This is a genomic window from Aestuariibacter salexigens DSM 15300, from assembly GCF_000429145.1.
GTDB classification, from domain to species: domain Bacteria; phylum Pseudomonadota; class Gammaproteobacteria; order Enterobacterales; family Alteromonadaceae; genus Aestuariibacter; species Aestuariibacter salexigens.
The window spans coordinates 39,755-62,304 of the sequence record NZ_AUBH01000006.1 but is presented as its reverse complement, the minus strand read 5'-3'; the positions used below and the strand labels follow the sequence as shown (position 1 = coordinate 62,304).

Genomic DNA, 22,550 nt, shown 5'->3' with positions numbered 1-22,550 from the left:
ACAAGCTTTACATAGCCTTTGCGTTAGTTTGCATTCAGTTCGCTAGGATACTGATAAACCCAAATGGAGAAGCCCATGAGAAAATCAGTAGTAGTCATAGTGTGCACTGTCTTTGCATCGATAACGCTGAATGTTATCGCGCATGAGGGGAAGCGACCTGGTGCGCAGATGCGTGAGGTAGTAAAGCAGTTAAGTTTGTCTGATCTTCAAAAACGACAACTTCGCGAGATCATGCAAACAGAGCGGCATGACAACCGCGAAGAACGACGACACAGCCGAGATGAGATGCGCGACATCATGCGTTCGTTAGCCACCACTCTCGATAGCGACAGCTTTAATGAAACAGAAATAAGGGAACTGTTAGAACGGCGTGAGAGATTGTCTGCAGAAATGAAGTGGCAGCGAGCAGAGCGTCAGTACAGGTTATACGAGGTGCTGGACGACAATCAACGACAGGCTTTAAACGCTATCATGACTGTGAAGCGCAATGCGCGTAAGGATCGCATAGCGGAACATGTTGAGGTACATCCCCATTGGGAGGAAAGAATGTTGGCTAACTCTTCTGTCATGCAGGCTTTTCTCACAGCAGAGCAACAGTTGATTGGTACCGGTGATTTTAGTCGGGAAGCCTGGGAATCACTCTATCTACAGCACCGACAGGCGTTTATCGATTCAGCCGTTGAGATGGCAAGGCAGCGATTTGAAACACTCCAGTCATCTGCTACTCGCCATTAAGGCAAATCTTCCGAATACCTGACTCTGAAGCTCATTGAGTCAGGTAACCCCTCTCAAATTAAGTGCGAAAAATACACTCTGCATTTAACGTTTCGAAGGAGCAACGCGTCGTGAATCACTCCCTTAAATTACTTTTCACATGTTTATCGTTATCTATGGTGCTGCTCGTATCGGGATGCGGCGGAGACGGGCTGAATGATGACGTTGTTATTACGCAATCGTCGACAGGACAGGGAGGACAACAGCAGCCAACTCAGTCCTCGGTTTTAGATTTGCCCAGTACGTCTTTTGACTATGAGTCACTCAATCTGCCTGACCATTTTACTGTGAATGTCCCTGGACAGAGATTGCCTACATCGGTCAACGGACTAGACAACACGCCGGCAAATAATCCGGTTACCAATGATGGCGCAACCTTAGGTCGCGTGCTTTTCTATGACAAAAATCTAAGTGCTAATGGCACGGTTTCCTGTGCTTCCTGTCATAAGCAGGCACTAGGGTTTTCAGATGATGCAGTATTGAGTATGGGGTTTGAAGGAGGCAGGACTGCAAGACATTCAATGACACTCATTAATGCCAGGTATTATCAACGTGGCCGGTTCTTTTGGGATGAAAGAGCAATGACGTTAGAGCAACAGGTGCTTATACCCTTTCAGGATCCGGTAGAAATGGGGATGACGCTAGATCAACTTGTGTCTGTAGTTGAAGAGCAAGAGTACTACCCAGAATTATTTGAAAATGCATTTGGCTCGAGTCAGGTCACTGCAGACAGGATTGCTATGGCGTTAGCTCAGTTTGTGCGAAGTATTGTCAGTTACAGCAGCAAATATGATACGGGACGCGCCTTATCAAATGCGCCAGGCGACAATTTCCCAAATTTCACAGATGAAGAGAACATAGGCAAAGGCTTATTTTTCAGAACGATCCCGAACGGCGGCGGCGCTTGCTTTGGCTGTCACACCACGGAAGCCTTTGTCAGTGCCAATCCTGGGCCCCAAAACAACGGGTTGGATAGTGTGACCACTGATGAAGGCGCGGGTGCGGTATTTGATAATCCTATTTTTGAAGGACGGTTTAAAACCACAAGTCTACGTAACATTGAGCTCACTGCGCCTTATATGCATGACGGACGTTTTAACACTCTGGAAGAAGTAGTCGAACATTACAATAGTGGCATTCAGCCTCATCCAACGTTATCACCGGCTCTAACAGACGCTAATGGCAACCCGGTGCGGTTGAACCTGACCGAAGCGGAAAAAGATGCTCTGGTAGCATTTCTGAAAACGCTTACTGATGAAACCGTAAGCACTGAACCGAAATGGAGCGACCCGTTCAACTAACTGTGGGTGGGCATCACAGCGTCTTTAAGGATATATACAATGAGAGTCGTTAAGGCACAAACGGCGGTTGTCTTGCGAAGATAAGAAACCGTCTCTACTGCGAGGGTTGTAGTCTGCTGAAGACAACCAGCAGATGTTCCTCTTCGCACCTATGAAAATCATGCAGTTTTAGCAATGTTTGGCCTCTCTTTCTTAATTTTACTCCTTTGTTTATATATTGGATGCGTGGTTGCTACTGCCGTTTATTATGGCCGACAGTACAAGCGTGGAATCCTAAATAAGAGCGAGTTTTTAAATATCGTATTTAAGGGGCTATATCCTGCACGTTGGCAACGGGAACAGTTTTAAATACATGAGCTATGTCAATTCTCACCACATTCCAGCCACTTAGTATGAAAGGAATCTGATGGATAATACCTCTTTCTTTCCCGTTCTAGTAATCCTCGCTGCTGTGCACGGGGTGTTGGCCGCTGCCTACATGCGTATGGAGAAGTCCATTTCTGCATTAAAGCAAGTGACAAAATTTGAGAAACGGGCTTTAGAAAAAGGCAAAGCATATGGAAAGCTACATGGGTCTTGTAGCTTTTTTGCCAATCGCAGGGCCCATTGTCGGATTGGCGATAGCTCGCGGTATAGAACCAGGTATTCCGGAAAAAGGATTACAGGCAAATAGCGGTGGAGATAATTGTGACCCAGATGGAGAATAGTCAATCTCCAGACTCTGGCAACTCCACCGAAGATACAAATATGACATTACTTAATCCCTACAGAGCTAATATTCAAGATGTTTGCCCTCGATTGAAACGAGCTCTCTAATTAGTAATAAAGGACTGATATGAAGACGATAACGTCGCCACTGATAGTGTTTTTCTGCGCACTTAGCTTATTTATTTCGTTGCCTTCCCACTCCAATAATCTCAATAAAACACTTTTGATGAATGTAAACATCATTGATGTTGAAAACGAAGTTGTAATGGAGGGGTATTCCCTATTAATTGAAGGCGACAGGATCAAATCGATCACCAATATTCATGATGCGCTACCAGATGACATTGGACTTCGACTCAATCTAAATGGGCATTATGTGCTGCCTGGGCTATTTGATATGCACGTCCATTTAGCGACCTCCCCCTCATCATACGATAATATCGCTGATGTAAAACGTAGGCTGTCATTTCTAGCAAAAGGGGGCATTACTGGTGTACGTGACATGGCAGGTGATGTTAGACAATTGGGTTACTTATCCAGACAAGCTCTTCTAGACGAAATTACGTCACCAAACATTTACTATTCCGCACTGATGTCAGGCATCTCATTCTTTGATGACCCCAGAACTCATTCATCTTCTCGAGGTTTAACCCCTGGAGAAATACCCTGGATGCGAGCTGTGAATGAACAGACGGACTTTGACTTGATTGTTGCCCAAGCGGCTGGTAGTGGCGCAAGTGGCATTAAGTTGTATGCTGACTTGGAAAGTCACATAGCGCGTGCGATCCTAGAGGCTGCAGAAGCGCAACAAGTTCCTACGTGGGGTCATGCTGCTGTTATCCCTGTTTTACCTCATGAACTAGTCTCAGCTGGAATAGACAGTGTCTCTCATGCCACTTTACTTGCATGGAGCTCAACAAACGAAAAACCAAAATCTGGGAAAGAACGTTATACCGATTTTGAAATAGATTTGGACGCTCCTGTGTTCAAAGCGCTTATCAATGATATGGCATCTAAACAAGTCTTCTTGGATCCAACATTGACAACATTTAAAGACCATAAATCAAAGCATGTTTATTCTAACGGCATAAGAGCAGCAAAAGCCGCGCATGAATCTGGAGTACTTTTTGTGGTGGGTACAGATTCATGGGTTGATTATTATGGCGACACACCTCCTTTGATTGAAGAGATGCTAGCATTGAATACTGAAGTTGGTCTGACCCCAATGGAAACCATACAGGCTGCAACTATCAATTCTGCCAAGCTGCTAAAAATTAATGCTCATACAGGTTCCATCGAGGAAGGTAAAAAGGCAGATTTAATCGTTGTAAGTGGCAACCCTCTAGAAAACCTAAACCAACTTAAGTCGGTTAAATTGACATACAAGAACGGCAATAGAATTCACTAGCATATTTTTAGAGAGATGTTGCAACTAAAAAGTCTACAAAAGCTGCCCAAGCGCCCTTTAAAAAGGACATCCTTCAAAACCGGTTTTGGCGCCTCGCTGAAGAAGACAAAGCCATTCAGGCTTGATAATTTAGTTGTTTGGCAACTAGCGCCACGTTCCGGTCTCATCGACTCAATATAACTATTGCAAATAGTGCAGTGACACAATAGTATCACTTTTATGAAAACAGAACTTGTCACCACATTGAAAAGACAGGCTACAAAAATATTAGCCGACCTTCACGAATCGAAAGAACCTGTGTTAATTACTGAGCACGGCCAACCGTCTGCTTACCTCTTGGATGTTGAGGATTACGAACAAATGCAGAATAGAATGAGCATTTTAGAGGGTATTGCTCGTGGTGAAAGAGCCGTATTTGAAGGCAGAGTATATTCTGATTCGGAAGCACAAGAGAAAATGAGTAAATGGCTCAAATAAAATGGACAGAGCCTGCACTAGAAGACCTAAATGAAATTGCAGAATATATTGCACTTGATAATCCAAACGCATCAAAGAAACTAGTCAAAACCATATTTGAAACTGTCAGCCGTTTAAAAGAATTCCCTCTCTCCGGCAGAGTTCCTATCGAACTTATTGACTCTAGGTACCGCGAAGTCATTGTCGAACCGTGCCGCATATTTTACCGAATAGATGGCGATTCAATATTCATTTTGTATGTAATGAGAAGTGAGCGAACCCTTCGAAACTTCATGTTGAAGGGACGAGATTCAAAAGATCACAAAGACTGATATAGCGAGCATCAATGTAGCTCCAATCAGCGTTAGTTTCAGCGACCGCTTTTAGCCCCTTTCTTGCCACTGAGCGCTATCAAAAACCGACCGTCTGCAATACGTACCAAAGAGACCCTGATTTTCACCACGGTGTCGAGCTGGTGGAATTATATTTAAGACGCAAGTTGGCGCGGATGTTATTTATTGGAGCTGTACTCAAGGTATGCCTGTATCGCCAGACCCTCGCTGATTGAGTTAAACGCATCATTTGGCAGTAAGGGGAGATTTTCTAACAGGGTTGTGGTTAGAGACTCAACAACAATGGGTGACAAGCTCATGCCGCCGGTGATCATGGCAACCTCTGGCGCTGTTGAGGTATTCTTCAGGCACTCCTGGGTAAGCCTCGTAACTTGATCTAACCAGCGTTGCATCGAGTTCGCCAAAGTCGATTTACTTATGGTTACGGAAAAGTCAGCTTCAATATAGTGAAGCGGTAAGGTAATGGACTCCCGGCTGGAGAGCAGCTCTTTTGCCATTCTCGCCGAGTTCACTACCCGCGCTGAAAGTTTCTTTTCATGCACTGTCATCAGCCGTTCCAGCTCTTCAGAGTTTGGGGTTATGGACATAGTCTGTGCGATTTCCAAGCCATAGTCCTCCGAGAAAAAGCGCGTTAACACCGGCAGATTATCCACCGCACACATATCAGAAAAATACGAAGGAGGAACTGGCAATCCTTGCTGTGTTTTTAGCCCTAAGCCCATGGCTGGGGCCACTGCTTTCAGGACAAGGCTCTTATCACACTCCATGCCTCCCAGGCGCTTACCCACAACCGACAGTACATCAGCCTGCCGCTCGGTTGATGAAACCTTACTTGGCCCTAACTGGATGCAACAAATATCAGTCGTACCGCCACCAATATCAACAATCAGTGCTGTGGTGTCCTGCTCCAGGGTGCGCTCGATATGGTACGCGGCGGCAATGGGCTCCTCCAGAAAACTGACTGATTCAAATCCTGCCTGTGCCGCAGCATTTTGCATAATACTGACAGCTTGCTGGTTGCCTGCCGCGCCTCTCGTCCCGTGAAACTTCACGGGGCGACCTATAACCGCTTTACTCACAGGACAGTTAAGTTGCTGCTCTGCACAGTATTTGAAATAACCTAACTGTCTGGCAATGATGCCGGTGAAGGCGTTGATTTGTTCGCTATCGAGGTTGGCACCTAAAAAGTTTTTGGGTGAATAAATGAATCTGCCTTTATCGGGCGTGGCAAGAAAACGGCGAAACCCTTCTTCTCCAAATGCAAACTTGCCCGTTTCGACCAGACGGTTGAGCGGCAATTCATCAATGGTCATTTCTCGAGCCAATAGGCCGATCGCTTGTCTTTGCAGACCGGGTTTGTTGTGATACTCGGCGCGCAGGGCGTCAATGCGACGGCTGAATATTTCCTGCTCTTTAGGGTCAACAGCACCGTAGTAATCACCCTTGGCTTTTTCCAATTTGGTCATTATGGCTGATTTAAGCAGGCTGACTTTGGCTTCAATGGCATCTTTGGGAGGCGCGGGAAGATCGTTTTCAAAATAAATGAAAACGGAAGAACGGATCTTATCGTTGTCAGGGTCCAGCGGGTCGAGCTTTATACGCGTGGAACCTTGTCCGTCAAAATACACGACCTCGGAGTTGGACGTGCCGTAATCGATGCCAATGGCTGTCATGGATACAGAAGTAAGCTCAGTAAAATAAAGCGCGCAAGTATACGCAAAGCTGATGCGAACTGCTAAGGCTACGAAGGGTGTGCGACGACATTAATTTGATGAAGTAAACTTCAAATGTGTGCGAATGATCCAGGGTATTGGCAGGGTGCCTCCCAGCACAACACCTACAGCAAGCCCTATCAACCCTATTACTTCCACGTAAAATGCCATCGCGATAGTCAGTATGATGATGCCGGTTGTTATCAGGCAGTTACCGACGCTGTTGGCATAGGCGTTAATGTCCGAAATGTTTTCTCGACCATTGATGAAGCCATGGCTGGAAGGCGTACGAAAAAATGCACCGAGTAACAAAAACACTAATGCGCAAAACCAAAGGGTAAGCAGGGCAATCTGCGATTCACTCATAATATTTCCTTATGTAGAGTTTTTTAATGTCTGAGGCTCTAGCGGCTTGCCAGCTCCTTTATCGATTGTGCGATCCACGCACGTAATTGATGCTCCGATAAGGCACCAGATACTCGGTTTACTTCTTTGCCTGCATAAAACAGCACTAGCGTTGGGATGCTGCGTATACCGGCAGCGGCTGACACCTGCTGCGCGTGTTCCGTATCGACTTTGGCAAACAAGATGGACTCTGTTTCAGAGGCAAGTTTAGCGAACACAGGCGCCATCATTTGACAGGGTCCGCACCAACTGGCCCAGTAGTCGACCAGCACGGGTAATGCGTTCTTTTCAATGTAGCGCTGAAATGTGGCATCTGTTAGCTGTGCTGGTGACGAAGTATGCAATCTGTTTTTGCACTTTCCACAGGTTCCATCAACGTGAGATTTGCCTTCCGGAATGCGGTTAATCGCAGCACAGCTGGGACAAACTATATTCATAATTTATACCCCGTCTGGCTTAAAACGCTTCTGGTAAAACAGTGACTTTTTTCAGAATAACCGGCTCTTTTGGCACATTCGGCCAGCCGTACTTCAGGTCATAGTCGGTTTCAACCTGAGATATTGCCTCGACAACTTCATAACCTTCCACCAACGTACCAAAGACTGCATATCCCCAGTCTCGCCCAGGATCAAGATTAGTATTATCACCCAGGTTAAAATAAAACTGCCGGTTAGCCGTATGAGGGTCGTTCTGGCGCGCCATTGCAATCGTGTACAACCCGTTTTTCATGCCATTCCCAGATTCATTAAAAATTGGCTTAAAAGACGGCTTTTCCTGCATGTCGACATCATAGCCTCCGCCTTGTACGACAAATCCGGGGATAACGCGATGAAAGATGGTGTCCTCATAGCTGCGTTTTTCTACATAACGCAAGAAATTGTTGACGGTGATAGGTGCGCGGGAGCGGTTCAGTTCAACCACGATATCGCCCATCGAGGTTTCCATTTTCACTCTTGGATACAGATTGTCAGGCTGAATATGAGAACCATCTTTATCATTCGCACTGCTAAATGCGCTGAATAACAAGGCAAATATGATAGGTAAAACAACGTGTAATCGCATAGTACAGTCACTCAATCTCTTTTAATGGCAGATAAAATACTGAATTTTTTATCGCTTGCAACCACCCGGTATCCGCCAAACAGTCGTTTCAGCTTTCTGGGATAGTCGAGGTGGCGGTTCCCAATGATCCGTAATTCGCCGCCTTTACGCAGTACCCGTTTAGCATCACTGAACATCTGAAAGGCAATGTGGTCAGTGATGGTGTTTTGTTGATGAAACGGTGGGTTACACAGCACAACATCAACAGCACCATGCTGGTTTAATGAGTCAAAATGCTCAAGGCAGTTATCCTCTATGAACTGACACTGACGATATTGCGCTGCCAAATTACGTTCAACATTGGCGCGAGCTGATGCAACCGACATATGACTTTCATCGACAAAGGTAACGCTGGCATCCGGTGACTGGTTAAGCACCTGCAAGCCGATAACGCCGTTTCCACATCCCAAGTCTATGACATGCTTGTCCTGCGCATTCGGTAAATGTTGCATGAACAGTCGAGCTCCGATGTCGAGCTGCTGTCTGGCAAAAACATTGGCATGATTGCTGATTTCAAACCCATTGATGTCGCATTGAAAGTGCTCGGGGAAAGTCGATTTGTAGCGTTTATCGGTGTCGAATGTGGAGAATACCAAACGAGACTTTTTAACGGCCAAAGAGGTACGTGTAGTACCAATGTATTTTTCAAACAGTTTCAGGGTGGCGGTCTGTACCAGGTTAGTCTTACCTGCCGCGATAATCGTGATGTCTGGCGATGCTGACTGGTTGATTTGTTGCAGCTGATATTCTAGTAAGCCCAAGGTTTTTGGCAGCTTTAGCAAAATAACTCTGGATTCTTTGGGGATGGGCGTTAGCGAGTCAAGAACAGTGATCCTGTCGGCACTGAGCTGATTCTGAGCCAGGTTATAATGCAGCGCCAGATGGGCAACACGTGAATCTGATTGCCAGTAGAGCGGAAACGCTGATAATGCGCAGCCTAACGTGCCAAAGTCATCATTGAGCACACAGAGTGGGGTTGGCATGTTGTCGCCAAATTGATCTGTAATATGCTGCAACAGGTATTCATCGGCAGCATCCCACGCTTGTAAACTCGCGTGTTGCAGTTTAGGCGGATAACGACGCAGTGTCAGGTTATGTTGACCTGTTTGTAGTTGAATATTCATGTGGAACAGGTGTCAGGCATCGTGCAGCAAGATTTGTGGAAAAATATCACAGCCGAGCAGCGGATAGTACTGCCGATGAAAGATGCCGAGGTATTTTACATGCCGCAATTGTTGCAACAGCACGAGGCATCACAGCTATTCACAACATTGCGCGATTCACTTGGGTGGCGACAGGATCGCATACGGATTTTTGGAAAAGAAACAGCTATACCGCGTTTGCAAGCATGGTATGGAGACCGTAATGCTGTATACACCTATTCCGGTCTGCAAATGGTGCCCTTGCCCTGGACAGAGGCATTACTAAAAATCAAAAAGCAATGTGAAAATGTCTGCCAGTGTCAATTCAATGCGGTACTGGCTAATTTGTATCGCGATGGCAGTGATAGCATGGGATGGCACAGTGACGATGAGCCTGAGCTGGGTGCCAATCCGGTGATCGCATCAGTCAGTTTAGGACAGTCACGGGACTTTGATTTTCGCCACAAACAGACTCATGAAAAGTATCGCGTAGCACTTGAACACGGAAGCCTGCTGGTGATGGCAGGCGATACACAGCAGTACTGGCAGCATGGTATCAGCAAACGAAAAGCGGCGCTGGGAGAGCGTATCAACTTGACGTTCAGGCGGATTTATACTTGTGGCAACAAGGCATAAGAAACACCACATTTAGTGTGTAAAAATATATCTTGATGTCTCAATTGGTTACCAAATTTTCGTGAAAATTAGTTTTTAGACGGGCAATTTCAGGCTAAATTTAGGGTGTCTGGCAGGAAACCAGACGAGCTACCGAGGAGGGGAAATATGATTATTCAAAGTGCGATAGAAGAGAAATTGTACGCCCATTTTGACCCACAACATCTCGAAGTGGTCAATGAGAGCTACATGCACAATGTGCCCAGTGGCTCAGAGACTCACTTTAAAGTGGTGTTGGTGTCACCAAAGTTTAGTGGTGAGCGGCTAATCAACCGTCATCGCTCGGTGAATGCCGTGCTGAAAGAGGAGCTGGCAAATAGTGTGCATGCGCTTGCACTACATACTTATACCGACCAGGAGTGGGCAAATTTATATAACGAGGCCCCTTTGTCTCCCCGATGCCTGGGTGGTAAAACGCTAAAAGCGTCGTAACCATTGGGTAGCAAGTACCGTTGCTTGCTACTCTGAAAAGCCTCACTATTAACAATCTGTTAAAGGATCTTCGTTCGTTTTTCTGCTAGTATCCGCGCCTATTTTTTAATCAACGGGTGAGCGGTTTTCATGTTTGACATAATTACCCAACGCGATAGCAACATCAAAAATGATGTACTTTCTGGTATTACCGTGGCGTTAGCATTGGTTCCCGAGGCCGTTGCTTTTGCCTTTGTGGCGGGTGTTGAGCCCATGGTAGGGCTATATGCGGCATTTATGATGGGACTGATTACCTCAGCCATTGGTGGTCGACCGGGTATGATCTCTGGTGCTACGGGTGCCATGGCGGTAGTGATGGTTGCACTGGTCGCACAGCACGGCGTGCAATACCTGTTCGCGGCAGTCATTCTTGCCGGTATCTTGCAGATCCTCGCGGGGGTTTTCAGGCTGGGTAAATTTATCCGATTAGTGCCATACCCTGTGATGCTGGGGTTTGTAAACGGACTGGCTATCGTTATTTTTCTTGCTCAGCTTGGCCAGTTTAAGATCGTTGATGAGTTAGGTAATAGCGTGTGGATGCAGGGAGAAATGCTGTATCTGATGCTCGGGCTTACGCTGTTAACCATGGCGATTATTTTCCTGTTGCCAAAACTCACCAGCGCGGTACCTGCCTCACTTGTAGCCATCCTTACCGTGACTGCGCTTGTACATGGGCTGGATCTGGAAGCCCGTACCGTTATCGACTTCGTGCGGGATATGGTACCTGCTGCGCAAAAAGACAGTGTCACGCTGGCCGGCGAATTACCCAGCTTTGCTATCCCGATGGTGCCCCTGACGTGGGAAACATTCATGATAGTGTTACCCACCTCAGTGATTCTGGCGCTGGTTGGGTTGATTGAATCTCTGCTGACGCTTTCGTTGATTGATGATATGACCAATACCCGTGGTCGTGGCAACAAAGAGTGCGTTGGGCAGGGTGTAGCAAACACGGTAAATGGTTTCTTTGGCGGCATGGGCGGCTGTGCAATGATTGGTCAAAGTATGATTAACATTAATTCAGGTGGCCGGGGCCGGCTGTCTGGTATCACTGCAGCGGTTGTATTGCTTGGCTTTATTCTGTTTGCCGCACCAATGATTGAGATGATCCCGTTGGCAGCGCTGGTGGGCGTCATGTTTATGGTGGTGATTGGTACCTTTGAATGGGCGTCATTCCGAATTGTGCGGGGTGTAAACAAAGAAGATGCTTTTGTTCTGTTCCTGGTAACCGCTATCACAGTGATTGCCGATCTCGCCGTAGCGGTTGTGGTGGGTGTGATTGTGTCTGCGTTGGTATTCGCCTGGAAACACGCGACGCATATTATTGCGCGGTCACATATCGACAAAGACGGTTGGAAAGTCTACGAGTTGGATGGCCCGCTGTTCTTTGGTTCGGTGCAGCATTTCAGAGATTTGTTCGATCCCGAAAATGATCCTCAGGATGTCGTGATTGATTTTAATGAGTCCAGAATCTGGGATTCCTCAGGTTTGGATGCGCTAGACAGCCTCGCCGATAAATATACAGAGCAGGGCAAAAAGCTGCATATTCGCCATATTAGTCAGGAATGCCGCGACCTGTTGACAAAAGCGCAGGACTACGTGGAGATGAATGTTAATGAAGATCCGCGCTATCGTATTGCCTCTGACGAGCTTGGTTAACCTCTAGTCTAGTTTTCGGGTCACGGGTCACCGGTTACCGCTCACCGTTTACCGGTAAACCGTTATCCGTCACCCTGGCTCAACGGCATATGTCACCCCGGCGCAACGAAATACGTCACCCCGGCGAAAGCCGGGGCTCTTTGGGTCAGTGGCTCACTATTAAATAACCGATTCGCAAACTAAAAGCCGGATTTGTTTGAGTTCACGAAAAGATGCATGGAGGACCTGGCCTCTGCCAGGACGACGATTCTTCCTTGTGCATTAATACGCTGACTAGCGTCGCCTGTTTGGTTTCGGCACTATTATAAAAAAGCCGGTCAGCAACTGCGGACCGGCTTGATGTCTTACACAATTAGGCTTGTGTACAAAAGAGTTACTTTTGCTTACTGAGCCATACAATCAAATCGACGATATCATCTGCGGTCATATCGCGTGTAAATTTAGCCTGATACTTACCGTTGACGATGAAATTAGGCACGCCACGCAGGTGGCTGCGATAGTCGTCAATCAGCTTATTATTTTTTTGTAACTGGCTATTGATACCAAAGCTTTTTGCCATTTTGTCGAAATCTTCAGGCTCAACACCGGCAACAATAAAGATATTTCGTAAATCATCCAGTCCGGTGATAGTGCTGCGCTGCACATGGATATAGTTGAAGATAGCCTGATTCATTGCCTCTTCTTTTTTCAGTGCTCTTGCAACCATCATTGCGCGTGTTGCCGCATCCTGCACGTCCGGGCCGGTGAAACCCATAAAGTTGACGTGTACTTTCGTGAATTTCACATCATCTGCCAGCTGCTGTTTGATTTGACCAACCAGCGGCTCAAAGCGGAAACAGGCAGGGCACCAGAATGAAAAGAACTCCATCACTTCAGGCTGTGCGGTAGCTTCGTCACTGATGATCTCGTAGTGCGTACCTTCCTGCCACTGTTCCTGGGCACAGGCCTGCAAAGGCAATAAAAGAGTTAACAGTAGAAGGGCAAACAATTTTTTCATAAATACAGACTTCCAATTTCAAAAAAACGCGCTAAGGGTAGCATAGCTCGTTAAACAAGGGCTATTCAAAAGACATCGTTAAAGGCGTTCAGTTCAATACCCGGTTATTATCAATCACCAGGTGTAGCGCATATCGACATATGCCCGTCGGCCGTTACTGTTGAAGCCTACAATGTCCTGTGTGACAGTATCAAGCAGGTTTTCAGCGCCCAGATTGAGCTGCAAGTTGTCCGACACTCTGTAATCTAACTTCAGATGCACCTTGCTGTAAGCAGGTAAGCCTGTGGTTTCCGGGTTGGCCGGATAGGGCGGGTAGTAGGTATCCAGACGACTGCCGTTGTAGTTAAGTTGAACACTGATGCCAGCTCGTTGTTGATACCAGCGATAGGCTATCGCCAGCGCACCCTGGTGTCTGGCGCGGCGCAGCTCAGTGATGTTTGCCTCACCCTGAGTCGCATCAATATAGCTGTATGACGCTCGCCAATTGAGTGAGCGCCAGTCACCCCTGAGTGCAATTTCAAATCCTTGACGGTGGCTTTCGCCCTGCACATTTTGCGCAGTGAATTGCCCCACTGCCGGGTCGAAGACAAAACCGTTAATTTCGTTTTGTAAAACACTGTCGAAGACACTAATGGCAAACTGCAAACGTGGGTGAGGTCGCCAGTTGATACCTGCTTCATGGCTAATCGCCTGCTCTGGCGTGAGTGACGGGTTGCCGACAAACTGTGTCGGGTAATAACCAAACCGCTCGAGGAAGGAAGGATTTTTTATCGCCTTGGCACGACTGACATAAATCGTGCCCGAATTGCCTAATTGATAGGTCAAGCCAACTCGATAACTGTTGGCGTTGTTAAACACATCGTTGTCATCAGAACGGGCGCTTAGCGTCAATGACAACTCGCTGCTGAGAGAAACTAAGCTCTCAAAAGCTAATGACATGCTGTCTATCCGCTGGCGCTGATTGGGGTCTGCAAAACTAACCGGCCCTCTTTGGATAAAGTCTTCGCGTGCATATTCGGCTAATAAATTAATGTAACTGTCATCGTTAAACGCCCATTGGCCGGTCCAGTTCACACGACCGCTGCGGCCTTTGGTGTAGCTTGCCTGCCGACCCAACTCGATATTTTCAGTGTTATGTTGATAAAGTTGCAATTCAACGGCGCTGCGCCAATTGTCTCGACGTGGTGCGACAAGCCAGCGCAGATTTACTCCAACTTGTTCACCATCGCTGACATTATCAGCGTCTACAGGTAGTCCGGTATTGATATAGTCGAGGCCATCGAAATCGCTATGATAGTTAACCAGGCGGGAGGTCAGCGTTATCTGTTGATCAGAGTAGGGTTGCCAGTGCAGGCGTCCAGAGAGTTGTTGCTGACGATAGCCGTCATCCTCATCTCCTTGTGATGCGATATTATTGCCTTGTGTCGCAAACGACGTGGCAGAGAGTACATAGCTACGCTGGTCATTGCCTGAGGACATTGAGGCACTAAGACGATGAGAGCGCTGTTCTCCAGCTTCAAAACTCAGGTTTTTTTGTGGCGTTGATTGTGGCTCCCGGGTAGTGATATTAAGTACACCAGCCACTGCACCGCTGCCCCACATGCTGCTCTGAGGCCCACGCAGTAGCTCAATGCGCTCTATATGAGCAAGTGACAGATGTGCAAAATCAACCAGCCCATTCTGCGCCACGTCGTTGATGATCACGCCATCGACGACGACCAGCAGATGATTACTCTCACTGCCTCTCAACCTGACTTCCGTCAGACTACCCAGGCCACCGCTGTATGAAACTGTCATACCTGCGAAACTGCTGATTAATTCAGCCAGAGACAAGGTCGCGGCTTGCTCTATATCCTGTCTGTCGAGCGAATCGACACGGCCGGCATAATATGGACTAAGGGAATCGCCGCGAGAGCCTATGATTGTCATGGTTTCCGGCGCTTGTTCGGCATGCACGCATGCCGCCATCGCAACAAACGCTGCGACAGATAATTGTCGATATGTCATGTTAACTTCCTTGTGCGCTCCCACCGAGCACATAAAGACCAAACGCCTGTTTACCTGTGAAGAATGTATTGGCGCACCGTGTTGAGGCCGGTATCCGGGCTTGTGATTGACAGCAAAAGTATGCTTGTCGCCGCTATTCCCTTCCCATTCGCAGAACGCGAACAGTGGTGTTGAATAGAGGCTGAAGATGGCACTTCATCACTTACCGTTGCGGGGGCAGCGTCAGATTTACACTGACTTCCCGTTTATCTTATTCATGAGATGTGGGCCCATGGATAAGCACCTAACGACATGGATAGTAACTTATTGGAATTAATAAACAAGTTTAAAGTTTAAATGGTTATATAATCTGGCCGCAGCGCAGAGGCGGCTCTTGTAGTGCGGCGAGTTGTTCCTTGAGGGCGAGAATTTGCTGCTCCCAGTACTTATCATCGGCAAACCATGGAAATGCACGGGGAAAGGCAGGATCCTGCCAGCGATTGGTCAGCCAGGCCATATAATGGATCATACGCATGGCTCGCAGTGGCTCAATTAGCCTGACCTCTGCCGTATCGAAATCACTGAATTCCTCATAGGCTTCAATCAGGGTGTCGAACTGTAACTGTTGCTGCTGTCGGTCACCGGATAGCATCATCCATAAGTCCTGCACTGCCGGACCACTGCGACTATCATCAAGATCGACAAACTGCGGACCATCATGCCAGAGAATATTGCCCGGGTGGCAGTCTCCGTGCAAACGCTGAGTGTTTGCAGTTTGATATTGCTCGCGTACCGCATTACACAGCGGTTCAGCAATTGCGAAAAAGGCCTGTTGCAGTGATGTCGGTATCAAATCGTTATGACGTAAAACCAACAAGGGTTCGTCAATGTAAGCATGAATATCAATTGCTGGGCGATACTGAAAGCTCTGACGCTGCGCAACCTTGTGCATGCGACCCACATAGCGTCCCATCCACTCCAATTGGTCAAGGTTATCGACTTCAAACTGACGTCCGCCGACGGATGGATAAAGCACGAAACGATAACCCTCAGCGTGATGCAAAGTGCGTCCATGTAGCGCTAAGGGGGCGACAATCGGAATCTCATGGCTGGCGAGTTCCAGTGCGAAATCGTGCTCTTCAGCAATCTGTTCATCACTCCAGCGCTGTGGTCTGTAGAACTTGACTACGTAACGCTTGTTATCCTCAGCGATAAACTGATAGACACGGTTTTCATAACTGTTCAGTGCCAGTAATCCAGAGTTGACCCGCACGTCAAGAGACTCGATAGCATCAAGAATTAAATCAGGACTCAGCCCGGAAAACGTAAAGTCGGTCATCGTCTGGACAGGAACTTGGTGGGTTCCTCTACGGCAATGCTGGTGTTGTCGTCGCCAATGACTTCTACGCGGATAGTCATATCCATCACAGGATCGGTCAGTAAATCCGGGTTAATCGCAACACTGACAGGCTGACTGTACACTTCGCCCGCACTAACAAATACTTCCGTATCTCCAATGAAATCCACTTCTTCAAACCCTAATACAGAGATCTTATAACGATAGTCCTGCTGTGATTTATTCAGGATCTTCAGGGTATAAACGTTCTCAATAAAGCCGTCATTATTTTCTCGATACAGGGAGTTTCTATCGCGAATAATATCCAGTTCCAGCGGAACACGGGTGACAATGTCAAACGTCAATAAGCTGACCATTACGGTTAATACGATGAAATATCCGACTAGCTTGGGCCGTATGATTTTGGTGGTGCCGCCGTTTAGCTCATGTTCTGAGGTAAAGCTGATCAGGCCTTTCGGGTAGCCCATTTTGTCCATTACACCGTCGCAGGCATCCACACATGAACCGCAGTTAATGCACTCGTACTGCAAGCCGTTGCGGATATCGATTCCGGTCGGACATACCTGCACACACAGGTTACAGTCAATGCAGTCACCCAAGCCTTTATCGGCAAGGTCTTCATGAGCAAGTTTGCGTGGCCGCGGTCCTCGCGTTTCGCCCCGCTTTGCATCATAAGATACGGTAAATGTATCTTTGTCGAACATGGCCGACTGGAAACGTGCATAAGGGCACATGTGGGTGCACATGATTTCTCTCATCCAGCCCGCATTACCGTAGGTACAGACGGTAAAAAATATCACTGAAAAACCTGCCCAGAAGCTGGCATCAAAGGTGAAAAAGTTGATAAACAACGCGTCGATAGGCGTGAAGTAGCCGACAAACGTTAATGCTGTCAGCAGCGCGACCAGAACCCACGACGCATGCTTTGCTGACTTACGCCAGAACTTGTCGAAGTCCATCGGCCTCTGATCGAGTTTGATGCGCTTATTTCGCGCACCTTCGAAGCGTTCCTCCAGCCACATAAAGATGAACGTCCAGGTCGTCTGGGGACACATAAATCCGCACCACACTCTGCCTGCAAAGGTAGTCACAAAAAACAGCGCAAAGGCAGATACAATAAGTGTATACGCTAATAGGGTGAGATCCTGTGGCCATAACGTCAGGGCAAAAATCGAGAATCGCTGGTTCATGATATCCAGCAAAATGGCCTGCTGGCCATCATATTGAAACCACGGCAGGACGGCGAACATGCCCATAAAAATGAGACCAAAGAAGCGACGAATGTTTTCGAATTTGCCTTCCACAGAACGGACATAGATTCGACTGCGCGAGGAATAGCGTTTTTCCTGTTTGGCAGGTTCCGGCTTATGGACTTTGATGGGAGTCGTGTCTCGAACCGGAATTCGCTCGGTCATGGCATGTCCTTTACTTACCTGGTTGCGCGCGACGCGCAAAATAAGAACTTGATTGCTGGCGAGTATATCAACCCACAGACGAATTGGTATTAATACAGATCAAATATTCACAATTTCTAATGTATAGTGCGGATGACACTTTTGAGTCAATCTCGCCCATTTTGTTAGGTATTTGTTAACCGATCCCAATTGCCAAAATAAAATGTTTAAAAAACAACCAGAAGCGTGCTCATCCCTTTATATTCGTGATGTGCGATAGGCATATTTGGGTAATGTTTACTATATTTAGGTATGAATTTAGATGTTTTAGACGGAGTTGAGGTGTCCTATCCTTACATCATCAACAAGTGAGTGTGTAAAATCATGTTTAAGACAGTCATCATTTTTCTGGAAATTGCAGCGCTAGTGGTCGTACTACGTACGCCATTTGCAGAATATCTTCTGGGAGATTTACAGGATTCCGCATCTGAGTGGATGATGGAGGTGTCAATGGTGGTTGAGCGCCAGGAGCTTGCTGAATTGCGCGATACCGTAACGCCGCATCTGCAAAACATGCGTGACGACCAGAAACGCTACTTCGACGATGTGACGTCTAATAAAGGGCGTCTAAAGAACTTCTATAAATCCTATTGCGTAGAAGGTGACGGTAACCCGTTTATCTATGGTGCCAGCCTGCGCATGCTGTGCTCGGAGGTTCGCCGTTCGAACATCATTGCGTGATCGTTTGGGAAAAGCGAAACTATTCAGGTTAAGTTAATAATCGGGCATTATACTTCAGACAGTAACCTAAACTGAGCTTGGAGGAATAATGATTCGGTTTTCGCTAAGCAGCCTCATCACATCGTTGGTGCTACTCTCCGGCGCGGCGTTCGCAGATAATCACGCGTCCCATCCTAAGTTAGACATCAATTGGGAAAACCCCAAGGAGTACTCTGACGTCAGACCGTCCAATGAGTCTCGCAGTCGCTTCAGAGACCGTACCTTAGCATCGCTTGAAAAATACATCGGTGAACTCTCAAATGACTTGCCCGACGGCTTTCAACTCAAGATGAACGTTACAGATATCGATCTGGCAGGACAGGTGTGGCCGGCAAGCTTTGTTGGTCTGGGGAATGGTGGCACAGATGTGCGAATGATTAAGCGAATTGACATTCCGCGCATGGATTTCAGTTATGAACTTGTTGACGCTAACGGTAAAGTGGTGAAAAGTGAACAGGTTGATCTGAAAGACATGTCCTTCCAGGACAGATTTAATCCGCTATTCGATGACGACCCCTATCGTTATGAAAAGAATATGCTGCGCGAGTGGTTTAAGAAAACCTTCGCTGACATGGTTAGTGAGTAGTATTAGCATCGATTGATACAAACGCCGCACGCTGTGCGGCGTTTGTGATCTACAGTTAACAAAATTGCACTGTTAATGTGATGTCATGAGGGTTGCCAAACTTGCCTATTTATGTGCCTTTCTGCCTGTTATTGCCGTTCATCTTACGTGGTCCCTGGCCTTCGTTACAGGTGACGTAGATGGCTGCTTAGTGTATTGGGGCTATTGTCATTCAATCAGTGCGACCGGGCGTGAATACCCTGAATTTTTTGTTTTCAAGGCACTGATGATCCCTGTTGCTGTGCTGATGATGCTGTACTGGATGTCAGTGTATCAATGGTTAATGCAGCTATCGGTGACGAAGGCTAGCGCCTCGCGTATTCGTGCACTTGGCATGATTGCCGCCGTGGCGTTAATTCTTTACACCGTTACGCTTGGCGCATCGGGCGAGCCATGGGCGTTACCCCGCAGAATTGGGGCGGTGTTGTATTTTGCATTCACCTCATTTGCACATCTTGCCCTGCTGTACAGTGTGTCCCGTCAAAATGAGCTGAAAAAACGTTTAGGAAAAGGCAGCCAACATTTAGCCAGATTGTGTGCAGTGCTAATTTTGATGGGGGTTATTAGCGCGCTATTAGGTTATCTATGGCCGGGCTATCGGAATTGGGACAACGCGTTTGAATGGTGGTTTGCGTTATTAATGATGGGGCAATTTATTCTGGTGGGTCGAATGATGGCATTCACAAAATTTGAGATTCATCTGACAGTGAACGCTCACTAGCTTGAAAAAGCAGAACTGGTTTCAATAAACCAGTTCTGCTGAATAATTATAGATAATCAAACTCAGCATCTGCGGGCGACAATAAATCCTGCACTCCATCAAACATGGTGATCTTGTGAGCGTCGCGTCGCGGCAGCAAACGGTGCAGATAAAAAGTACAGGTACTGCGTTTACCTGCAGCGATAAGCGTGTTGTCGGTGTGCTGCGCACTGTCGGCCATGCTAAGCCAGAGCACGCCCAATAAGCTGTAGGCACTGTAGTGCATGTAATCTACCGCTGCACCTGCAGCATCTTCAGGACTAAATTGCAGAATGTCTCGGGATGTCTGAAACCAGTCGTCAAGAATGGCGTGTGCACGTTGTTTATCATCATCCGTGCTGATCTTCTGCACCAGCTCGCTGAATACCTGATAGGTAGCGTCGAGCATCTGACCACCATCACGGGTTAGTTTACGGCCAATCAGGTCAAGTGCCTGAATACCGTTTGTACCCTCATAAAGCATGGCAATGCGTGCATCACGCATGAGCTGCTCCATACCCCACTCGCGAATGTAACCATGGCCGCCATAGACCTGAATGCCAATGTTACTGACTTCCAGACCCATATCAGTCATAAAGCCTTTGCAGATTGGGGTAAGAAACGCCAGTACCTGATTTGCGCGTTTGGCATCGTCGCCCTGCGCGTACTTTTCAATATCCATTTGCTGCGCGTATAGCATGCTAAGCGCGCGACACCCCTCTGTCAGGGCCTTCTGAGTCAGCAGCATACGTCGTACATCAGGTTGGTGCATTAACGCATCCGCCTTGTCCTGAGGTTGTTGGACGCCCTGTGGAGCACGAGACTGAAGCCTCTCACGCGCATATTTTAGCGCACCCTGGAACGATGCCTCAGCAACCCCCAGTCCCTGTAATCCTACCTGGAATCGTGCATCGTTCATCATAGTGAACATACAGGCCAGGCCTTTATTTTCTTCACCGACCAGGTAACCAATGGCGTCATCGTAGTTCATCACACAGGTTGGGCTGGCTTTGATGCCCATTTTCTTTTCGATACTGCCGACCGATACATTATTCGGCTGGCCTGGCTCGCCGTTGTCGTCGAGCAACAGCTTTGGCACCAGAAACAGGCTTATGCCTTTTACGCCGGGAGGGGCGTCAGGTAGTCTAGCCAATACCAGATGAATAATATTGCTGGTCCAGTCCTGGTCGCCGCCGGTAATAAAAATTTTATTGCCGGTGATACGGTAGCTGCCGTCTGCCTGCGGCTCAGCCTTGGTATTGAGCAAGCTGAGATCCGTACCTGCGTGAGGTTCGGTAAGGTTCATCGTACCTGTCCATTCACCCGATATCAGTTTCGACAGATAAGCATTTTTTAATTCTTCGCTGCCATGTTTGGTCAGCGCCAGTACTGCACTTTCCGTCAGCATCGTGGTAAGTCGCCAGCTGAGGTTTGCTGAATTAAGCATTTCGTGGACGGGAACAGCACAGGTGTAAGGTAAATCCTGACCATCGTAGTCAGCACTGCCCAGCATGGCATTCCAGCCGTTAGCGATATAATCGGCGTAGGCTTCGGCAAATCCATCAGGCGTGCTTACGCTACCATCTTTGAGTGTACATCCCTGCTCATCGCCCTCGCGATTAAGCGGTGCGAGGACCTGTTCAGCAAACTTCCCACCCTGATTCAGAATCTCCTGCACTAATTCACCGTCAAGCTCTTGCAGGCCCAGTGACTGGTAGTGCTCACTGATTTTTAGCCAATCATTGAGTAGAAACTGAAAATCGTTAATCGGGGCATTAAATTCAGGCATGTCACTCTCTTTTTCAAACGGGCGTTTTAATTGACTGTATTATACGCATAATATGCCCATTTTGGTCATTCATTTTTTATATTGTCTGACTCCTCAATATCGATATTTGAAAAAAGCGTCCGGACCATTATCAGCTGATCGCCGAATCGCCACTCATTGGGATGCAACTCAAAAGGATCTTTTAATGCGATACGCGAGACTTCAGTGTTGGCCCAGATTGGGATACTCAATTCCATATCCTGCTCGGTAAATCCTGATTGCTGGCTACAAGCATAAAAGTGCGCCGTTTCACTGCTGCCGAGAAATGGACCCACCAATACATTCAGCCCTGTTTCCTCAAACGTTTCACGATGCGCAGTACATTGTGCACTCGTTTCATCATCCCCCCTGCCACCAGGTACATCCCATGTATCAGTGAGTCTATGACGAATAACCAGTAACGATGGCCCCATACGTATCATGCACGCTGCGTTTCCTGTCCGCTTATCTACATGCTCAGGCGCCACCCGGCATGCCGGCTTTCCAGGGGGCTGCTGGGAACATGCGGATAACCACGCCGCCACTATGGAGATCGTAAAAAGAAAACGGATCGGGCGATTTTGTGCGCAAACGCCTATACTGCGTAAGCCGCTCACCTTAGTTTTTCGGCACATCGTCGCAATGCCAGTACGAAAATGGTTGGATATCATCATAATGCGCGGTCGGCCGCTGCAGCCTCATC

23 protein-coding genes and 1 riboswitch are annotated in these 22,550 nt (G+C 47.5%); of the genes, 12 read left to right on the top strand and 11 right to left on the bottom strand.

The window, feature by feature from the left end:
- Positions 1-75 precede the first annotated feature (75 nt).
- From G441_RS0110590 to G441_RS0110560, 6 genes are all read left to right on the top strand, one after another.
- Entirely contained in the window at positions 76-735 is a 660-nt protein-coding gene (locus G441_RS0110590) for a Spy/CpxP family protein refolding chaperone (RefSeq protein WP_169726075.1), read from the top strand.
- Positions 736-845: 110 nt separating this feature from the next.
- The gene (locus G441_RS0110585; protein WP_240485122.1) at positions 846-2,075 is read left to right on the top strand and encodes a cytochrome-c peroxidase; all 1,230 of its coding nucleotides are present in this window, start codon (positions 846-848) and stop codon (positions 2,073-2,075) included.
- Positions 2,076-2,644: 569 nt separating this feature from the next.
- Positions 2,645-2,782 carry a hypothetical protein gene (locus G441_RS19685; protein ID WP_156896348.1) on the top strand — a complete coding sequence of 46 codons (138 nt, stop codon included), beginning with the start codon at positions 2,645-2,647 and terminating at the stop codon, positions 2,780-2,782.
- A gap of 128 nt (positions 2,783-2,910) precedes the next feature.
- Positions 2,911-4,191 (top strand): amidohydrolase family protein, encoded by a 1,281-nt coding sequence (locus tag G441_RS0110570; protein ID WP_084407345.1) that lies wholly within the window; start codon positions 2,911-2,913, stop codon positions 4,189-4,191.
- Between the two features lie 219 nt (positions 4,192-4,410).
- Positions 4,411-4,668, top strand: a complete 258-nt coding sequence (locus G441_RS0110565) for a type II toxin-antitoxin system Phd/YefM family antitoxin (protein ID WP_026376327.1) — start codon at positions 4,411-4,413, stop codon at positions 4,666-4,668.
- Positions 4,656-4,979: a type II toxin-antitoxin system RelE/ParE family toxin gene (locus G441_RS0110560; protein WP_026376326.1), complete on the top strand. Its 324-nt coding sequence runs from the start codon at positions 4,656-4,658 to the stop codon at positions 4,977-4,979. The genes G441_RS0110565 and G441_RS0110560 overlap by 13 nt, the downstream gene beginning before the upstream one ends.
- Positions 4,980-5,158: 179 nt before the next feature.
- Here the strand turns inward: G441_RS0110560 and G441_RS0110555 are convergent, their stop codons facing one another.
- From G441_RS0110555 to G441_RS0110535, 5 genes are all read right to left on the bottom strand, one after another.
- Positions 5,159-6,673 (bottom strand): Hsp70 family protein, encoded by a 1,515-nt coding sequence (locus tag G441_RS0110555; RefSeq protein WP_026376325.1) that lies wholly within the window; start codon positions 6,671-6,673, stop codon positions 5,159-5,161.
- A 90-nt stretch (positions 6,674-6,763) separates the two neighbouring features.
- The gene (locus G441_RS0110550; protein ID WP_026376324.1) at positions 6,764-7,078 is read right to left on the bottom strand and encodes a hypothetical protein; all 315 of its coding nucleotides are present in this window, start codon (positions 7,076-7,078) and stop codon (positions 6,764-6,766) included.
- Positions 7,079-7,116: 38 nt separating this feature from the next.
- The gene (trxC, locus tag G441_RS0110545; RefSeq protein WP_026376323.1) at positions 7,117-7,554 is read right to left on the bottom strand and encodes a thioredoxin TrxC; all 438 of its coding nucleotides are present in this window, start codon (positions 7,552-7,554) and stop codon (positions 7,117-7,119) included.
- A 19-nt stretch (positions 7,555-7,573) separates the two neighbouring features.
- Positions 7,574-8,179 carry a peptidylprolyl isomerase gene (locus G441_RS0110540; RefSeq protein ID WP_026376322.1) on the bottom strand — a complete coding sequence of 202 codons (606 nt, stop codon included), beginning with the start codon at positions 8,177-8,179 and terminating at the stop codon, positions 7,574-7,576.
- Positions 8,180-8,190: 11 nt separating this feature from the next.
- A complete protein-coding gene (locus tag G441_RS0110535; protein WP_026376321.1) occupies positions 8,191-9,342 on the bottom strand; it encodes a methyltransferase in 1,152 nt (383 codons plus the stop codon).
- On the opposite strand from G441_RS0110535, the gene G441_RS0110530 reads away from it, so the two are divergent.
- From G441_RS0110530 to G441_RS0110520, 3 genes are all read left to right on the top strand, one after another.
- On the top strand, positions 9,343-9,996 hold the full coding sequence (locus G441_RS0110530; protein ID WP_240485121.1) for an alpha-ketoglutarate-dependent dioxygenase AlkB family protein: 654 nt from the start codon (positions 9,343-9,345) through the stop codon (positions 9,994-9,996). It abuts the gene before it with no gap.
- Between the two features lie 147 nt (positions 9,997-10,143).
- Entirely contained in the window at positions 10,144-10,467 is a 324-nt protein-coding gene (bolA, locus tag G441_RS0110525; protein ID WP_026376319.1) for a transcriptional regulator BolA, read from the top strand.
- A 129-nt stretch (positions 10,468-10,596) separates the two neighbouring features.
- Complete coding sequence (locus G441_RS0110520) at positions 10,597-12,162, top strand: SulP family inorganic anion transporter (protein ID WP_026376318.1); 1,566 nt, start codon at positions 10,597-10,599, stop codon at positions 12,160-12,162.
- A gap of 373 nt (positions 12,163-12,535) precedes the next feature.
- Here the strand turns inward: G441_RS0110520 and G441_RS0110515 are convergent, their stop codons facing one another.
- From G441_RS0110515 to ccoG, 4 genes are all read right to left on the bottom strand, one after another.
- Complete coding sequence (locus G441_RS0110515) at positions 12,536-13,159, bottom strand: thiol:disulfide interchange protein DsbA/DsbL (protein WP_026376317.1); 624 nt, start codon at positions 13,157-13,159, stop codon at positions 12,536-12,538.
- Positions 13,160-13,273: 114 nt separating this feature from the next.
- Positions 13,274-15,166, bottom strand: coding sequence for a TonB-dependent receptor plug domain-containing protein (locus G441_RS18460; protein ID WP_169726074.1), 1,893 nt, complete (start codon positions 15,164-15,166; stop codon positions 13,274-13,276).
- Positions 15,167-15,233: 67 nt separating this feature from the next.
- Positions 15,234-15,468: riboswitch (cobalamin riboswitch) on the bottom strand.
- 38 nt (positions 15,469-15,506) lie between these two features.
- Positions 15,507-16,484: a serine/threonine protein kinase gene (locus G441_RS0110505; RefSeq protein WP_026376316.1), complete on the bottom strand. Its 978-nt coding sequence runs from the start codon at positions 16,482-16,484 to the stop codon at positions 15,507-15,509.
- Entirely contained in the window at positions 16,481-17,917 is a 1,437-nt protein-coding gene (gene ccoG, locus G441_RS0110500) for a cytochrome c oxidase accessory protein CcoG (RefSeq protein ID WP_026376315.1), read from the bottom strand. The genes G441_RS0110505 and ccoG overlap by 4 nt, the downstream gene beginning before the upstream one ends.
- Positions 17,918-18,280: 363 nt before the next feature.
- Between ccoG and G441_RS0110495 the strand changes: the two genes are divergently transcribed.
- The 3 genes from G441_RS0110495 to G441_RS0110485 all read left to right on the top strand — a co-directional run bounded on the left by G441_RS0110495 (position 18,281) and on the right by G441_RS0110485 (position 20,022).
- Complete coding sequence (locus tag G441_RS0110495; RefSeq protein ID WP_026376314.1) at positions 18,281-18,637, top strand: hypothetical protein; 357 nt, start codon at positions 18,281-18,283, stop codon at positions 18,635-18,637.
- A gap of 88 nt (positions 18,638-18,725) precedes the next feature.
- Positions 18,726-19,262 carry a DUF3016 domain-containing protein gene (locus G441_RS0110490; protein WP_026376313.1) on the top strand — a complete coding sequence of 179 codons (537 nt, stop codon included), beginning with the start codon at positions 18,726-18,728 and terminating at the stop codon, positions 19,260-19,262.
- 85 nt (positions 19,263-19,347) lie between these two features.
- On the top strand, positions 19,348-20,022 hold the full coding sequence (locus tag G441_RS0110485) for a hypothetical protein (protein WP_026376312.1): 675 nt from the start codon (positions 19,348-19,350) through the stop codon (positions 20,020-20,022).
- Positions 20,023-20,068: 46 nt separating this feature from the next.
- On the opposite strand, the gene G441_RS0110480 is transcribed toward G441_RS0110485, so the two are convergent.
- Both G441_RS0110480 and G441_RS19835 read right to left on the bottom strand, forming a co-directional pair.
- Positions 20,069-21,829, bottom strand: a complete 1,761-nt coding sequence (locus G441_RS0110480) for an acyl-CoA dehydrogenase family protein (RefSeq protein ID WP_026376311.1) — start codon at positions 21,827-21,829, stop codon at positions 20,069-20,071.
- A gap of 65 nt (positions 21,830-21,894) precedes the next feature.
- Positions 21,895-22,290, bottom strand: coding sequence for an NUDIX hydrolase (locus tag G441_RS19835; protein ID WP_051275517.1), 396 nt, complete (start codon positions 22,288-22,290; stop codon positions 21,895-21,897).
- Between the last annotated feature and the right edge of the window lie 260 nt (positions 22,291-22,550).

What these genes read in the sequence shown, in the direction of transcription:
- G441_RS0110590 (WP_169726075.1), top strand. Translation starts at nt 76, where the DNA reads ATGAGAAAATCAGTAGTAGTCATAGTGTGCACTGTCTTTGCATCGATA.
- G441_RS19685 (WP_156896348.1), top strand. Translation starts at nt 2,645, where the DNA reads ATGGGTCTTGTAGCTTTTTTGCCAATCGCAGGGCCCATTGTCGGATTG.
- G441_RS0110570 (WP_084407345.1), top strand. Translation starts at nt 2,911, where the DNA reads ATGAAGACGATAACGTCGCCACTGATAGTGTTTTTCTGCGCACTTAGC.
- G441_RS0110565 (WP_026376327.1), top strand. Translation starts at nt 4,411, where the DNA reads ATGAAAACAGAACTTGTCACCACATTGAAAAGACAGGCTACAAAAATA.
- G441_RS0110560 (WP_026376326.1), top strand. Translation starts at nt 4,656, where the DNA reads ATGGCTCAAATAAAATGGACAGAGCCTGCACTAGAAGACCTAAATGAA.
- G441_RS0110555 (WP_026376325.1), bottom strand. Translation starts at nt 6,673, where the DNA reads ATGACAGCCATTGGCATCGATTACGGCACGTCCAACTCCGAGGTCGTG.
- G441_RS0110550 (WP_026376324.1), bottom strand. Translation starts at nt 7,078, where the DNA reads ATGAGTGAATCGCAGATTGCCCTGCTTACCCTTTGGTTTTGCGCATTA.
- trxC (WP_026376323.1), bottom strand. Translation starts at nt 7,554, where the DNA reads ATGAATATAGTTTGTCCCAGCTGTGCTGCGATTAACCGCATTCCGGAA.
- G441_RS0110540 (WP_026376322.1), bottom strand. Translation starts at nt 8,179, where the DNA reads ATGCGATTACACGTTGTTTTACCTATCATATTTGCCTTGTTATTCAGC.
- G441_RS0110535 (WP_026376321.1), bottom strand. Translation starts at nt 9,342, where the DNA reads ATGAATATTCAACTACAAACAGGTCAACATAACCTGACACTGCGTCGT.
- bolA (WP_026376319.1), top strand. Translation starts at nt 10,144, where the DNA reads ATGATTATTCAAAGTGCGATAGAAGAGAAATTGTACGCCCATTTTGAC.
- G441_RS0110520 (WP_026376318.1), top strand. Translation starts at nt 10,597, where the DNA reads ATGTTTGACATAATTACCCAACGCGATAGCAACATCAAAAATGATGTA.
- G441_RS0110515 (WP_026376317.1), bottom strand. Translation starts at nt 13,159, where the DNA reads ATGAAAAAATTGTTTGCCCTTCTACTGTTAACTCTTTTATTGCCTTTG.
- G441_RS18460 (WP_169726074.1), bottom strand. Translation starts at nt 15,166, where the DNA reads ATGACATATCGACAATTATCTGTCGCAGCGTTTGTTGCGATGGCGGCA.
- G441_RS0110505 (WP_026376316.1), bottom strand. Translation starts at nt 16,484, where the DNA reads ATGACCGACTTTACGTTTTCCGGGCTGAGTCCTGATTTAATTCTTGAT.
- ccoG (WP_026376315.1), bottom strand. Translation starts at nt 17,917, where the DNA reads ATGACCGAGCGAATTCCGGTTCGAGACACGACTCCCATCAAAGTCCAT.
- G441_RS0110495 (WP_026376314.1), top strand. Translation starts at nt 18,281, where the DNA reads ATGTTTAAGACAGTCATCATTTTTCTGGAAATTGCAGCGCTAGTGGTC.
- G441_RS0110490 (WP_026376313.1), top strand. Translation starts at nt 18,726, where the DNA reads ATGATTCGGTTTTCGCTAAGCAGCCTCATCACATCGTTGGTGCTACTC.
- G441_RS0110485 (WP_026376312.1), top strand. Translation starts at nt 19,348, where the DNA reads ATGAGGGTTGCCAAACTTGCCTATTTATGTGCCTTTCTGCCTGTTATT.
- G441_RS0110480 (WP_026376311.1), bottom strand. Translation starts at nt 21,829, where the DNA reads ATGCCTGAATTTAATGCCCCGATTAACGATTTTCAGTTTCTACTCAAT.
- G441_RS19835 (WP_051275517.1), bottom strand. Translation starts at nt 22,290, where the DNA reads ATGATACGTATGGGGCCATCGTTACTGGTTATTCGTCATAGACTCACT.